This window comes from Spirillospora sp. NBC_01491, assembly GCF_036227065.1.
Lineage (GTDB): Bacteria > Actinomycetota > Actinomycetes > Streptosporangiales > Streptosporangiaceae > Spirillospora > Spirillospora xylanilytica.
On sequence record NZ_CP109432.1, the window covers coordinates 4,158,914 to 4,172,243 of the forward strand.

Sequence of the window (13,330 nt, forward strand, 5' to 3'; positions counted from 1 at the left end):
GAGACGCCCCTGGGAGAAACGCATGCCACCCATCCGGGTCGAGATCGACGGAACGGCGTACGAGGACGACGTCGAACCCCGTCTCCTGCTCGTCCACTACCTTCGCGACCGGCTGGGGAAGGTCGGCACGCCGATCGGCTGCGACACCAGCAACTGCGGGGCGTGCACCGTCCTGCTCGACGGGTTGAGCGCCAAGAGCTGCGCCGTCCTCGCCGTCCAGGCCGACGGCCGGGACGTCACCACCATCGAGGGCCTCGGGGTCCCCGGCACCGGCCGCGAGCACCCGATGCAGCGGGCCTTCCACGAGGAGCACGCGCTCCAGTGCGGCTACTGCACGCCCGGCATGATCATGGCCGCGATCGACCTGCTCCGCGAGAACGCCGACCCGTCCGCCGACGAGATCCGCCAGGGGCTCGAGGGCAACCTGTGCCGGTGCACCGGCTACCAGAACATCGTCCGCGCGGTGCGGCGCGCGTCCGCCGACATGAGGCAGGGCGCCGCGCAAGCGCAGGACGCCGCGCAGGGGCGGGAGCGGGGAGCGGCGTCGTGAGCGCGCCCGCCACCGAGGGGCCCGCGCCGGAGATCGGCTCGCCGCGCCGGCGTTCCGAGGACGCCCGCCTGGTCACCGGACGCACCCGGTGGACCGACAACATCCAGCCCGCCGGGACGCTGCACGTGGCGTACCTGCGCAGCCCGTACGCGCACGCGGCGATCGCGCGGGTCGACGCCGGGCGGGCGCGCGACCGGCCCGGCGTGGTCGCGGTGTTCACCGGCGCCGACCTGGCCGCCGAGCAGGGCGGGCTGCCCTGCGCGTGGCCGGTCACCGAGGACATGAAGCACCCCGACCATCCGCCGATGGCGGTCACCGAGGTCCGGTACGTGGGCGAGCCGGTCGCCTGCGTGGTCGCCCGCGACCGGTACGCGGCGGTGGATGCGCTGGAGGACGTCGACGTCGACTACACGGCGCTGCCCGCGGTGGTCGACATGGAGGAGGCACTGGCCGAGGGCGCCGACCTCGTGCACGCCGGCCTGGGGACGAACAGGTCGTACACGTGGGTGTACGAGAACGGCGACCTGGACGCGGCGATCCGGGACGCGCCGGTCGTCCTCGAACGCCGCTACGTCCAGCAGCGGCTGATCCCGACCGCGATGGAGCCGCGCGCGGTGCTGTGCGTGCCCGAGGGCGACGATTTCACCCTGTACTCGGCCACGCAGATCCCGCACATCCTGCGGCTGATGCTCGCCACCGTCACCGAGATCCCCGAGCACCGCATCCGGGTGGTCGCGCCCGACGTGGGCGGCGGGTTCGGCTCCAAGCTCCAGGTGTACGGGGAGGAGGTGCTCGCGCTGCTGCTCGCGCGGCGGCTCGGCCACCCGGTCAAGTGGACCGAGTCGCGCAGCGAGGGCAACATGACCGTCCACCACGGGCGCGACCAGATCCAGCGGCTCACCCTCGGCGCCGATCGGGACGGCCGGATCCGCGGGCTGAAGGTGGACCTGCTCGCCGACATGGGCGCGTACCTGATGCTGGTCACCCCGGGCGTCCCGCTGCTCGGCGCGTTCATGTTCAACGGCATCTACAAAATGGACGCCTACTCGTTCACCTGCTCGGGGGTGTTCACCACCAAGACCCCGACCGACGCCTACCGCGGCGCGGGCCGCCCGGAGGCGACGTTCGGCATCGAGCGGCTGATGGACGAACTGGCCGCCGAGCTGGGCCTGGACCCGATCGAGGTGCGGCGGCGCAACTGGATCACGCGGGACGAGTTCCCCTACGAGACCGTCTCCGGCCTCACCTACGACTCGGGCGACTACGAGGCCGCCACCGACAAGGCGCTGGAGCTGTTCGGGTACGACGCGCTGCGCGCCGAGCAGGCCGAGCGGCGCGGGCGCCGGGACCCGGTGCAGCTCGGCCTCGGCGTGTCGACGTTCACGGAGATGTGCGGGCTGGCGCCGTCGCGGGTACTCGGCTCGCTGGCGTACGGCGCGGGCGGCTGGGAGTACGCGTCGGTGCGGATGCTGCCGTCCGGCAAGGTCGAGGTGGTCACGGGCGCGTCGGCGCACGGGCAGGGCCACGAGACGGCGTGGGCGCAGATCGCCGCCGACCGGCTCGGGGTGCCGTTCGACGACGTCAAGGTGCTGCACGGTGACACCGCCGTGGCGCACAAGGGCATGGACACTTATGGCTCGCGGTCGCTGGCCGTGGGCGGGATGGCGCTCTACTCCGCCTGCGACAAGGTCGTCGGCAAGGCCCGGACCATCGCCGCGCACCTGCTGGAGGCCGCCGAGCAGGACCTGGAGTTCGCGGGCGGCCGGTTCAGCGTCCGCGGCGTCCGGGACGAGGGCACCACCATCCAGGAGGTCGCGCAGGCCACCTTCACCGCGCACGACCTGCCCGACGGCATCGAGCCCACGCTCGACTCCGACGCCACGTTCGACCCCGACAACTTCTCCTTCCCGCACGGCACCCACCTGTGCGCCGCCGAGGTGGACACCGAGACCGGGATGGTGCGGCTGCGCTCCTACGTCGCGGTGGACGACGTCGGCAAGGTGGTCAACCCGATGATCGTCGAGGGGCAGGTGCACGGCGGGCTCGCGCAGGGCATCGCGCAGGCCCTCTACGAGGAGGCGGTGTACGACGCCGAGGGCAACCTGACCACGACCACGATGGCCGACTACCTGGTGCCGTCGGCGGCCGACCTGCCCGAGTTCACCACCGACCGCACCGAGACCCCGGCGACGTCCAACGCGCTCGGCGTGAAGGGCGTCGGCGAGGCGGGCACGATCGCGTCCACCCCGGCGGTGGTCAACGCGATCGTGGACGCGCTGCGCCCGTTCGGCGTCAAGGACGTGCCGATGCCGTGCACGCCCGAGCGGGTGTGGCGCGCGGTGCGCGACGGCACCGGACCGGACGGTCCCGGCTCCACCGGAGGTGCGCGATGATCCCCGCGAAGTTCGAGTACGTGCGCGCCGCCTCGGCCGGCGAGGCCGTGTCGGCGCTGGCGCAGGCGGGCGAGGACGCCAAGATCCTGGCCGGCGGGCAGAGCCTGATGCCGCTGCTCCGGCTGCGGCTGGCCTACCCGGACGCGCTGATCGACGTCGGCCGGATCGAGGCGCTGCGCGAGATCCGCGACGAGGGCGGCGCGCTGCTGATCGGCGCGATGGCCACCCACCACCAGGTGGTCCGCGACCCGCTGGTCCGCGCGCACGCGCCGCTGATCGCGGCGGCGACGGCGACCGTGGCCGACCCGGCGATCCGGCACCGCGGCACGTTCGGCGGCGCGCTCGCGCACGCCGATCCGGCCGGTGACCTGCCCGCCGTGGCACTGGCGCTGGACGCGGTGCTCCTCGCCCGCTCCCCCCGGGGCGAGCGGGAGATCCCGGCGGCGGACTTCTTCGTCGACTGGATGACCTCGGCGCTGGACCCGGACGAGCTGCTGACCGGCGTGCGCGTCCCCAAGCTCGGGCCCGGCTGGGGCGTGCACTACGAGAAGTTCCACCGGACGGCGCAGGCGTGGGCGATCGTCGGCGTCGCCTGCGCGGTGCGGCGGGAGCGCGGCGCCGTCGAGGACGCCCGGGTGGCCCTCACCAACATGGGCCCGGTCCCGGTGCGGGCCACCGCGGTCGAGCGGTTCATCGAGGGCCGGACGGTCTCCTCCAGCTCGCTGCGCGCCGCCGGGGAGCGGGCCGCCGAGGGCACCTCGCCGCCCACCGACCTGCACGGTTCGGCGGAGTACCGGGCGCATCTGGCCACCGTTCTCGCCGCCCGCGCGCTGACCGCCGCCGCCGCGGTCTGACCGGTCCGCGCCCCCGCCGCCGGGTCCGCCCGCCCCGGGTCCCGCCGCGGGGGCGTCCGGCGGGGCCGTCTGGCGGTGGGGCGGGTGACCGCCGTAAGGTCGCGTGAGCAAGCCCCCCGGATGAGAAGGACCACGAACATGGAGCTCGACCACGAATTCACCGTCCCCGTGCCGGTGGATCAGGCCTGGTCGGTGCTGCTCGACGTGGAGCGGGTCGCGCTCTGCATGCCCGGTGCGACGCTCGACTCGGTCGACGGCGAGGAGTACACGGGCCGGCTGAAGATCAAGGTCGGCGCGATGACCATCACCTACCGCGGGACCGCGCGCGTCGTCGCGGCCGACGAGCCGTCCCGCACGGTCACCCTCGAGGCCTCGGCCAAGGAGGCGCGCGGCACCGGCACGGCCTCGGCGACCGTCCAGGCCCGGCTGCATGACGAGGGCGGGAGCACGCGCGTCACCGTGCACACCAAGCTGAACGTGACGGGCCGCCCGGCGCAGTTCGGCCGCAGCATCCTCTCCGAGGTCGGCGGCAAGCTGATCACGCGCTTCGCCAAGGCCCTCGCCGCGGAGCTGGAGACCCCCGCAGGGCTTCCTGCGGAACCTCCCGCAGAGCCCGCCGCGGAGCCCGCCACTCAGCCCGCCGCCACGGAAGCGGCGAAGGCCATCGAGGCCGTTGAGCCGACCGCACCCACTCCGCCCGCGCCTCCCGCCCCGCCGGCGGCCCCGGCCGCACCGGCCGCACCGGCCGCACCGGCCGCACCGAATTCTCCGGTGGCGCCCGCGCGGCCTATCCCGTCCATCCCGCAGCAGCGCACCGCAAGCGCGGCGGAGTCGACGTCCGAGCCGCTGCCGCGACCGCAGGCCCAAGCGCCCCGCGCGGACGGCGCCGATGACCCGATCGACCTGCTCGAGGTCGCCGGTCCGTCGGTCGCCAAGCGGGCCGTGCCGGCGATCGGCGCGGTGGTCGTGTTCCTGCTGGCGGTCCGCTTCCTGATCCGGCGCCGCCGCGACCGGGGCTGAGGAACGCTCAGCCCGTCCTGGCCGAGGTCCGGGGCGCCGTCCGGCGGGTCCGCTTTCCGGCCCGGCCGGCGGGCCGGCGCCCCCGGACGAACGCCAGCAGGGCGGCGAGCGCCCCCAGCGGGAACGCGGGCACGACGTAGCGGTAGTCGAAGTCCGCCGTCGCGGCGGGCACGACCAGTAGCGCCAGCGACGTCAGCCAGGGCAGCAGCGCCTGCCGCCAGGTTCCGCGGACGAACAGCATCCCGCTGGCGCCCGCCAGCAGGAGCAGCCCGAGGATCGAGCCCGGCAGACGCATACGATGTTGGTAGCCGCGCATCCAACCCGCCATGGGCTCCACCACCGACTGCGGTCCGGTGAACCCCGAGTACGCGCGCGCCACCTTCTTCTGCCGGTCGGCGAGCGGCTTCGCCCGGCTCGGGAACTCGTACTTCCGGAATGTCCACGGCGACGGGTACACGGTGCGTTCCCAGGTGAACGCGCGAGCGGTGTCACGCAGGACGATCCACGCGTAGTCCGCGGGCTGGGCGCGGATCGCGGCGTAGGCGAACTCCCCCGCGAGCTCGTTACCGCCCGACTTCCCTCCGGGCATGCTCGCGAACGGCGACCGGTCCGTCCACAGGGACGCGTACGCGGGGGAGATGCCCACCGGAGGCGTGTGCGGGCACATCCTCACCAGGGCGGGACGGGGCTTGATGATGCGGCAATCGGCGAACCCTACGGCCCGCCCGTACAGGAACACGTTCCCGGCGGTGGTCATCGCGTACTGCCGGTGCGCGGCATGGAACCAGCTCATGTACAGCCCGACCGGCAGCAGGCAGGCGGCCGTGAGCGCCACTGCGGGGACGAGCGCCGCACGGCGACCGCGCAGGACGAGCCAGCCGAGCACCAGCGCCAGCAGAGGCAGTCCCACCGTGCGGGTCACCGCGGCCATGCCGAGCAGCAGGCCCGCGCATACGGCCGTCCACCCCGTCACGTCAGGCCGCCACAGCAGGACGGCCACTAGCGACACCACCAGGAAGGTGAACAGCGTGTCCGACAACAGCAGGTGTTCCAGCTCGATCTGGTAGGCGTCGAAGAGCACCGGGACGGCCACGGCGGTGCCGAGGACGCCCGGAAGCCACTCCGGACGCGGCCACGCGGCCCGCACATGCCGCCGTGCCAGCGCGTACAGCACCACACCGGTCGCCAGGCCGAGGAGGTGCTGCACCGTGACGACCGCGACGAGGCCGTGCAGCGGCCGGAGCAGCCACAGCAGCAGCGAATAGCCACTGGGACGCGTCCTGGACGGCTCCAGGTTGATCGCGCTGCGCAGGTACCCGACCGAGTCCCCGAACCACAGCGCGGACGGATATCCCAGCACGGCGACGAGGCGCAGCAGCACGGCCGCAGCGAGCGCGCCGGCCAGCACGGCGTGCGCGCGCACGAGACGGACGATAGCCCCCACTGTGACCCCCCGATCACGGCCGCGGACCCGCTCCCCGGTGCGATCCGCGCCGCGTCCTCGGGACGGTTCCGTGCCGTCCACCAGCCCATCAGCGCGCCGGTGGCGTTGTCCAGCATGCGCCGATCCCCGCCGTGGCGCCGCGAGTGCCCAGGTGGCGGCCGGTGCGTCCGGACCCGCGGGCGACGATCACATGGCCAAGAACAGGTCAACGATGCACGGCGCGCGGCGCTGACGCTGGCGGTGGACGCCCCCGATCACGTCGGCTGGTGCCGTGGACGCCATCGAGATCCCGCGGGACGCCCAGGCCGAGGACGCCGACTGGTGGTGCCGCGACCGCCGCGCCGTCATCGCCCGCGAGGTGCGCCGGACCGGGCCGCCCGGACGGGCCGTCGCGATCGGCGCGGCCACCGCCGGCGACCCCCGCGTCCTGGCCGCGCACGGCTGGGAGACCGTCACGGTGGAGGGCTCGCCCGCCTCCGCCCGGCTGGCCCGCGGGCACGGCCTGGACGTCTACGAGGGCGACGTCTGCTACCTGCCGCTGCCATCCGCCCACTTCGGGTTCGCCACGGCGCTGAACGCCCTGGAGCGCGCCGATGACGACCGCGCCGCCGCCGCCGAGATCGCGCGGGTGCTCAGCCCCGGCGGGACCGCGCTGATCACCGTCCCCAGCGACATGGCCCTGTGGTCGGCGCACGACGTGTCGCTCGGGCGGGTGCGCCGCTACGGCCGGTCGGCGCTGGCCGAGGTCGTCGAAGCCGCCGGCCTGCTGGTCGATCGCATCTGGAGCCGCAACGTCCTGCTCCGCCCCCTGGTCCGGTGGCGGCGGCACCGCCACGCCGGCTACGGCCTAGACCGCCCCTGCACGGCCGTCAACGCGGGCCTGCGCGCCCTGGCGGCCGTCGAGCGCCACCTACCCGTCAAGGCGCTCCCCGGCGTCACCCTGTTCGTCCGCGCCCACCGCCCCGTCTGAAAGGCGCCGCCCTAAGCCGTCACGTCCACGGACGGGCGAACCCCCGGCGCGGCGTCCACAAGGGCCGCGCTGATACTGGCCGCCAGCGCCGCGAACTCCTCCGCACGCGGCGACGTCGACCGATGCCCCAGACCGATCCGGCGGAACGGGGCCGGCGAGGCGAACCGGTGCAGCCTCAGGTTCGGCGCCCGCCGAGTCTCCACGGGAAGGGCCGTCTCTGGGACGAGCGTCACGCCAAGCCCGCCGGAGACAAGTTGGACAAGAGTCGCCAGGCTGGTCGCGTACGTCGCCGCCGCCGCTCGCGCGCCGACCTCCCGGCAGACGTCCAGCGCCTGGTCGCGCAGGCAGTGCCCCTCGTTAAGGAGGATCACGTCGAGTTCGTTGAGCGCCTCGCGCGCGAGCACGGCGTCCGGCCCGCCGAGGTCGTAGGACTCGGGTGCGACCAGGACGAAGTCCTCGTCGTACAACGGGAGCTCGGTCACCCCCGTCACCGGGGCCGGCAGGGCGAGCAGCACCACATCGAGACGTCCGGCGAGCAGCTCCGAGACGATGTGCTCGGTCTGCTCCTCGTGCACCGACAGCTCCAGATCGGGGAACTCCCGGGCCAGCCTCGGCAGCACGGCCGGCAGCAGGTACGGCGCCACGGTCGGGATCACCCCGACCCGCAGCGGCCCGACCAGCGGCCCCCGGACCGCGCGCACCTCGTCCACCAGCCGGTCCAGCTCGGCCAGCACGACCTCGGCCCGCCGCGCCACCCGCTCCCCCAGCGGGGTGAGCAGCACCCGGCGCGTGGTCCGCTCGACCAGCCGCGTGTCGAGCGCCTCCTCCAGCGCGGCCACGGCCCCCGACAGAGCGGGCTGGCTCATCCGCAGCGCCGCCGCGGCGTCCCGGAAGTGCAGATGCTCGGCGAGCGCCTGGAACGCCCGCAACTGAGCCACCGTCGGCCTACTGATAGCCGCCCCCTATCGCCAGAGCAAAGATAGATAACCCCTCCGACGATACCCGTCCCCCGTGATGCACGAACATCCCCGCGACAGAGGGCGTCTGTGGCCTCTGGTAGGTTACAGACCGTTTCGTCCTACACTCCGTGCTCACGGAGAGGCTCACACAGCGGCGGACGGCTGTGACCTTGGCCATCTCAGAGACGAAACCATCCCCCTTGAAGTGCTCTGACCAGGGGCTTTGTCGACTGATAGGGGTGTCCTATCAAGTTCATGTGTCGGATTGATTTCTCTTCTCAATCGCGATGATGCACGCTGAGTGACATCGGCGGCCGGATGGCATCGCCCCGGCGGCCTTCGCTCAGCACAGCCGATCCCTTCACGGACCGGCCTTCCCGTAGACCAAAAGGAGCATGCGTGCTTACTGTCGGTGACCAGTTCCCCGAGTACGAGCTGACCGCCTGCGTCTCGCTGGACGCGGACGGCGCCTTCGAGACGATCAACCACAAGTCCTACGAGGGCAAGTGGCGCGTGGTCTTCTTCTGGCCCAAGGACTTCACCTTCGTCTGTCCGACCGAGATCGCCGAGTTCGGCCGGCTGAACGAGGACTTCGCCGACCGCGACGCCCAGGTGCTCGGCGCGTCGGTCGACAACGAGTTCGTGCACTTCGCGTGGCGCAAGGACCACCCCGACCTGCGCGAGCTTCCGTTCCCGATGCTGTCGGACCTCAACCGCGAGCTCACCTCGGCGCTCGGCATCCTCACCGAGGACGGCGTGGCCCAGCGCGCGACGTTCATCGTCGACCCGAACAACGAGATCCAGTTCTCCATGGTGACCGCGGGCTCGGTCGGCCGGAACGTCAAGGAGGTCCTGCGGGTCCTCGACGCGCTCCAGAGCGACGAGCTCTGCCCCTGCAACTGGAGCAAGGGCGAGGACACCCTCGACGCCTCCAAGCTGATGGCCGGGGCCTGATCCCCCGAACCCACGACGGCCGGCCGCGGCAGCTCGCCGCGGCCGGCCGTCCGCACGAGAGGACGCATGATCATGAGCGTTGACACCCTGAAGGACGCACTCCCCGGCTACGCCAAGGACACCAAGCTCAACCTGGGCTCGGTGACCTCCACCTCGCAGCTGACCGACCAGCAGCTCTGGGGGACGGTGCTGTCCTGCGCCCTGGCCACCGGCAGCGCCACGGTCATCCGGGAGCTGGCCGAGGAGGCCGGCGACAACCTGTCGGCCGAGGCGTTCGAGGCGGCCAAGGCCGCCGCGTCCATCATGGCGATGAACAACGTCTACTACCGGGCCACCCACCTCATCGGGGACGAGACCTACAGCACCCTGCCCGCCAAGCTGCGGATGTCGATCATCGGCAGGCCAGGCGTGGAGAAGGTCGACTTCGAGCTGTGGTGCCTGGCGGTCTCCGCCGTCAACGGCTGCGGCCGGTGCCTGGAGTCGCACGAGAAGGTCGTCCGCGACGCCGGGCTGTCGCGCGAGCTCGTCCAGGAGGCGATCCGCGTGGCCGCGGTCGTGAACGCGACCGCGGCGACCCTGGAGGCCGAGGCCGCCCTGGCCCCCGCCACCGTCTGACCCCGCGCACGGGAAAGGCCCGGACGACCGCTAGAACCCAAGGGTCGTCCGGGCCTTTCCGCGTCAGGCGGCTACTCCCACTCGATCGTGCCGGGCGGCTTGCTGGTGATGTCGACGGTGACGCGGTTGATCTCCCGGACCTCGTTGGTGATCCGGGTGGAGATCCGCTGGAGCAGCTCGTACGGCAGCCGCGCCCAGTCTGCGGTCATCGCGTCCTCGCTGGTCACCGGGCGCAGCACCACCGGGTGGCCGTAGGTGCGGCCGTCTCCCTGGACCCCGACCGAGCGGACGTCGGCCAGCAGCACCACCGGGAACTGCCAGACGTCGCGGTCGAGCCCGGCGCGGGTCAGCTCCTCGCGCGCGATGGCGTCGGCCTCGCGCAGGATCGCCAGCCGCTCGCGGTCGACCGCGCCGATGATCCGGATGCCGAGCCCCGGCCCGGGGAACGGCTGCCGCCAGACCAGCTCGGCGGGCAGCCCGAGCTGCTCGCCGAGCGCCCGCACCTCGTCCTTGAACAGCGCGCGCAGCGGCTCGACCAGCAGGAACTGGAGGTCGTCGGGGAGCCCGCCGACGTTGTGGTGCGACTTGATGTTGGCCGCGCCGGTGCCGCCGCCGGACTCGACCACGTCCGGGTACAGGGTGCCCTGGACCAGGTACTCGACCGGCTCGGCACCCTCCTCGCCGACGATGCCGCGCGCCGCGTCCTCGAAGACCCGGATGAACTCGCGGCCGATGATCTTGCGCTTCTCCTCCGGGTCGGTCACTCCGGCCAGCGCCGCGAGGAACCGGTCGGCGGCGTCGACCACGTGCAGCTTGACCCCGGTCGCGGCGACGAAGTCCTTCTCGACCTGCTCGGGCTCGCCCTTGCGCAGCAGCCCATGATCGACGAACACGCAGGTGAGCTGGTCGCCGATCGCGCGCTGGACGAGCGCGGCGGCCACCGCCGAGTCGACCCCGCCCGACAGCGCGCAGATCGCGCGGCTGCCGCCGACCCGCTCGCGGACGGCCTCGATCGACTCCTCGGCGATGTTGACCATCGTCCAGCTCGGCCGGCAGCCCGCGCCCTCGTACAGGAACCGGCGCAGCATCTCCATGCCGTGCTCGGTGTGCAGCACCTCGGGATGGAACTGCACGCCGTAGAAGCCGCGCTCGCGGTCCTCCATGCCGGCCACCGGCGTGACGTCGGTGCGCGCGGTGACGGTGAAGCCGTCGGGGGCGCCGCTGACGTAGTCGCGGTGCGACATCCACACCGCCTGCTCGCCCGGCAGCCCGGCCAGGAGCAGCCCGGGGTCGGCGACGCTGATCGCGGCGCCGCCGTACTCGGCGATGTCGGAGTTCTCGACGGTGCCGCCGAGGGCCTGCGCCATCACCTGATGGCCGTAGCAGATCCCGAGGGTGGGCACCCCGAGGTCGAAGAGCCCGTCGGGCGCGACCGGCGCGCCCGGCGCGTACACCGAGGCCGGTCCGCCGGACAGGATGATCGCCTTCGGCCGCTTGGCGAGCATCTCGGCGGCCGGCATGGTGGACGGCACGATCTCGCTGAACACATGGCACTCGCGGACCCGCCGCGCGATCAGCTGCGCGTACTGCGCGCCGAAGTCGACGACGAGAACGGTGTCAAAGGACTGGTCTAGGGCCACCAACAATGCCTTTCGCAGGGCAGGACGGGACTCGGCGGAAGGTTTTCAGTCTACGGGCCCTCTGCCTGCGCCTATGCCGCCCCGCCCCCGCCACCGGTGCGGAGCGCCGTCCGCGCCCGGGTCAGGCGGGGGCGAGCCAGCCCGCCGGATTCGAGAACGACTCGCGCGAGAGGCCGGACCCGGTGTCCGGGAAGTCACCGAAACGCCTGCGGTGCAGGTGGGCGAAGAAGTAGCACATCCCCTCGCAGTCGGCGTCCAGCACCGCCGTCCGCGGGTCGCGGACCACCGCCGCGTAGAAGTCGCGGCCCAGCGCGACGATGAAGCCGCGCGCGTAGAGGAACCCGTCGTCGGAGCCGTCGGTCACGGCGTGGACGTCCTCCCGGTCGATGTCGTGGAGCTTGCGCTCGACAACCCGGTCGAAGCCGGTCAGTTCCTCCGCCGAGAGCCCCCGGCTGTTGGCGGTGAGGTTGTCCAGGAATCCGTCCAGCGCGCCGTCGACCACGGCGAACGGCGGCTTGCCGTCGAAGTCCTCGCCGGGTGCGGGCGTCCTGGTCGCAAGCGCCCTGCGCGCCCGGTCGACCTCCGCTCCCAGCGGCGCCCAGGCCGCCTCCAGGAAGTCCCAGAAACGCGCCTCGTCCACCATGTGCTGATCTTCCATGTCCGCCCCACTGCCCTCACGGCTCCGCGACCTGCGCCGGCCATCATGCAACCAGCCCGCACCGACATTCGCTCAGCGGCCCGGCCCGGTTTGGGGCGGGGACGTTCGCGGAAGAGTTCCACTCTGATACCACTTGGTCACCGTCCGTGTTCAGAGGTATCTCCCCTCACTCTGTCCCCAGCGCCCGCCGAGGAGTGCCGTGAAGCTGATCGCCGCAGCCACCCTGATCGCCGCCTTCGTGCCCGCGGTCCCGACCCATCCGGACCTGCGCCCGGGCGATCCGGGCACGGGCGATCCGGGCACGGGCGCGGGACGGTCCGCCGGCGGCGCCCACGCGGCCCCGCCGGCCGGGGCGCCCTGCCTGCCCGGACACGGTCCCGGGCGGGGTTCCGGGGCCGCCGCCGAGGCCCGCATCCGGCCGGGCGCGCACGGCGTGCACGAACCCAACGAGCTGACCTCGGCCGAGGTCGCCGCGGTCGAACGCGACATGGCCCGGCTGCTGCACAGGCCCGGCCCGGGGCGGCCCGGAACCGGCGACCGCTCGTCCGGCCCCGGAACCGCACGCCGCCACGCGCCCGCCACGGTGCCGGTCTACTTCCACGTCCTGCACGACGGCGCGAAGGGCGACGTCGACAAGGCCACCATCGACCGCCAGATCTCGGTGCTGAACAGCACCTACGGCGGCTCCGGCAGCGGCGCGGAGACCGGATTCTCCTTCACCCTGCGCGAGGTGGACCGCACCAGCAACGCCGCCTGGTACTCCGACCCGCAGCGGTACGAGACGGCCTTCAAGCCGAAACTGCGCAAGGGCGACGCGACCACGCTGAACCTCTACAGCGCCGACCTGGGCAAGGACCTGCTCGGCTGGTCGACGTTCCCGTGGAAGTACCGGTCCCAGCCGAAGCTGGACGGGGTCATCGTGCACGAGGGCAGCCTGCCCGGCGGGTCGGCCGAGCACTTCAACCTGGGCTACAGCGGGACGCACGAGGTCGGCCACTGGCTCGGGCTCTACCACACGTTCCAGGACGGCTGTAGCGCGCAGGGCGACCGCGTCGCCGACACCCCGCCCGAACGGGATCCCACCAGCGGGTGCCCAGAGGGCAAGGACACCTGCACCGGCGGGGGCACCGATCCGATCCACAACTACATGGACTACGGCTGGGACAGCTGCATGACCGAATTCACCGCCGGCCAGGCCACCCGCATGAACGAGGCGTGGACCGCCTACCGCACCTGACGGCGAACGGACCGGAGGTCAGGTGGCGCGCCAGCG

Annotated in this window: 12 protein-coding genes; 8 read left to right on the forward strand and 4 right to left on the reverse strand. The window is 72.8% G+C overall.

The window, feature by feature from the left end:
• Nucleotides 1-22: 22 nt before the first annotated feature.
• The 4 genes from OHA34_RS19255 to OHA34_RS19270 all read left to right on the forward strand — a co-directional run bounded on the left by OHA34_RS19255 (nucleotide 23) and on the right by OHA34_RS19270 (nucleotide 4,817).
• Complete coding sequence (locus OHA34_RS19255; protein WP_329518500.1) at nucleotides 23-550, forward strand: (2Fe-2S)-binding protein; 528 nt, start codon at nucleotides 23-25, stop codon at nucleotides 548-550.
• Nucleotides 547-2,943, forward strand: coding sequence for a xanthine dehydrogenase family protein molybdopterin-binding subunit (locus tag OHA34_RS19260; protein ID WP_329518501.1), 2,397 nt, complete (start codon nucleotides 547-549; stop codon nucleotides 2,941-2,943). The genes OHA34_RS19255 and OHA34_RS19260 overlap by 4 nt, the downstream gene beginning before the upstream one ends.
• Entirely contained in the window at nucleotides 2,940-3,797 is an 858-nt protein-coding gene (locus tag OHA34_RS19265) for an FAD binding domain-containing protein (RefSeq protein WP_329518502.1), read from the forward strand. Before OHA34_RS19260 ends, OHA34_RS19265 begins: the two co-directional genes overlap by 4 nt.
• A 138-nt stretch (nucleotides 3,798-3,935) precedes the next feature.
• Nucleotides 3,936-4,817, forward strand: a complete 882-nt coding sequence (locus OHA34_RS19270) for an SRPBCC family protein (RefSeq protein ID WP_329518503.1) — start codon at nucleotides 3,936-3,938, stop codon at nucleotides 4,815-4,817.
• 7 nt (nucleotides 4,818-4,824) lie between these two features.
• Here OHA34_RS19270 and OHA34_RS19275 read toward each other — a convergent pair whose 3' ends face one another.
• A complete protein-coding gene (locus tag OHA34_RS19275) occupies nucleotides 4,825-6,240 on the reverse strand; it encodes a hypothetical protein (protein ID WP_329518504.1) in 1,416 nt (471 codons plus the stop codon).
• Between the two features lie 292 nt (nucleotides 6,241-6,532).
• On the opposite strand from OHA34_RS19275, the gene OHA34_RS19280 reads away from it, so the two are divergent.
• A complete protein-coding gene (locus OHA34_RS19280) occupies nucleotides 6,533-7,231 on the forward strand; it encodes a class I SAM-dependent methyltransferase (RefSeq protein ID WP_285942622.1) in 699 nt (232 codons plus the stop codon).
• A gap of 11 nt (nucleotides 7,232-7,242) precedes the next feature.
• On the opposite strand, the gene OHA34_RS19285 is transcribed toward OHA34_RS19280, so the two are convergent.
• Nucleotides 7,243-8,169 (reverse strand): hydrogen peroxide-inducible genes activator, encoded by a 927-nt coding sequence (locus tag OHA34_RS19285; protein ID WP_285942623.1) that lies wholly within the window; start codon nucleotides 8,167-8,169, stop codon nucleotides 7,243-7,245.
• Between the two features lie 420 nt (nucleotides 8,170-8,589).
• Here OHA34_RS19285 and OHA34_RS19290 point away from each other — a divergent pair, with 420 nt between their 5' ends.
• Nucleotides 8,590-9,144, forward strand: a complete 555-nt coding sequence (locus OHA34_RS19290; RefSeq protein WP_285942624.1) for a peroxiredoxin — start codon at nucleotides 8,590-8,592, stop codon at nucleotides 9,142-9,144.
• 72 nt (nucleotides 9,145-9,216) lie between these two features.
• Complete coding sequence (locus OHA34_RS19295; RefSeq protein ID WP_329518505.1) at nucleotides 9,217-9,759, forward strand: carboxymuconolactone decarboxylase family protein; 543 nt, start codon at nucleotides 9,217-9,219, stop codon at nucleotides 9,757-9,759.
• 71 nt (nucleotides 9,760-9,830) lie between these two features.
• Here OHA34_RS19295 and guaA read toward each other — a convergent pair whose 3' ends face one another.
• A complete protein-coding gene (gene guaA / locus OHA34_RS19300) occupies nucleotides 9,831-11,405 on the reverse strand; it encodes a glutamine-hydrolyzing GMP synthase (protein ID WP_443029569.1) in 1,575 nt (524 codons plus the stop codon).
• A 115-nt stretch (nucleotides 11,406-11,520) separates the two neighbouring features.
• The gene (locus OHA34_RS19305; protein ID WP_329518506.1) at nucleotides 11,521-12,057 is read right to left on the reverse strand and encodes a DUF4240 domain-containing protein; all 537 of its coding nucleotides are present in this window, start codon (nucleotides 12,055-12,057) and stop codon (nucleotides 11,521-11,523) included.
• A gap of 199 nt (nucleotides 12,058-12,256) precedes the next feature.
• On the opposite strand from OHA34_RS19305, the gene OHA34_RS19310 reads away from it, so the two are divergent.
• Nucleotides 12,257-13,294 (forward strand): zinc metalloprotease, encoded by a 1,038-nt coding sequence (locus tag OHA34_RS19310; protein WP_285942628.1) that lies wholly within the window; start codon nucleotides 12,257-12,259, stop codon nucleotides 13,292-13,294.
• Nucleotides 13,295-13,330: the final 36 nt, after the last annotated feature.

Coding starts and splice junctions, on each gene's coding strand:
- OHA34_RS19295 (WP_329518505.1), top strand. CDS start 9,217: ATGAGCGTTGACACCCTGAAGGACGCACTCCCCGGCTACGCCAAGGAC.
- OHA34_RS19305 (WP_329518506.1), bottom strand. CDS start 12,057: ATGGAAGATCAGCACATGGTGGACGAGGCGCGTTTCTGGGACTTCCTG.
- OHA34_RS19270 (WP_329518503.1), top strand. CDS start 3,936: ATGGAGCTCGACCACGAATTCACCGTCCCCGTGCCGGTGGATCAGGCC.
- OHA34_RS19265 (WP_329518502.1), top strand. CDS start 2,940: ATGATCCCCGCGAAGTTCGAGTACGTGCGCGCCGCCTCGGCCGGCGAG.
- OHA34_RS19255 (WP_329518500.1), top strand. CDS start 23: ATGCCACCCATCCGGGTCGAGATCGACGGAACGGCGTACGAGGACGAC.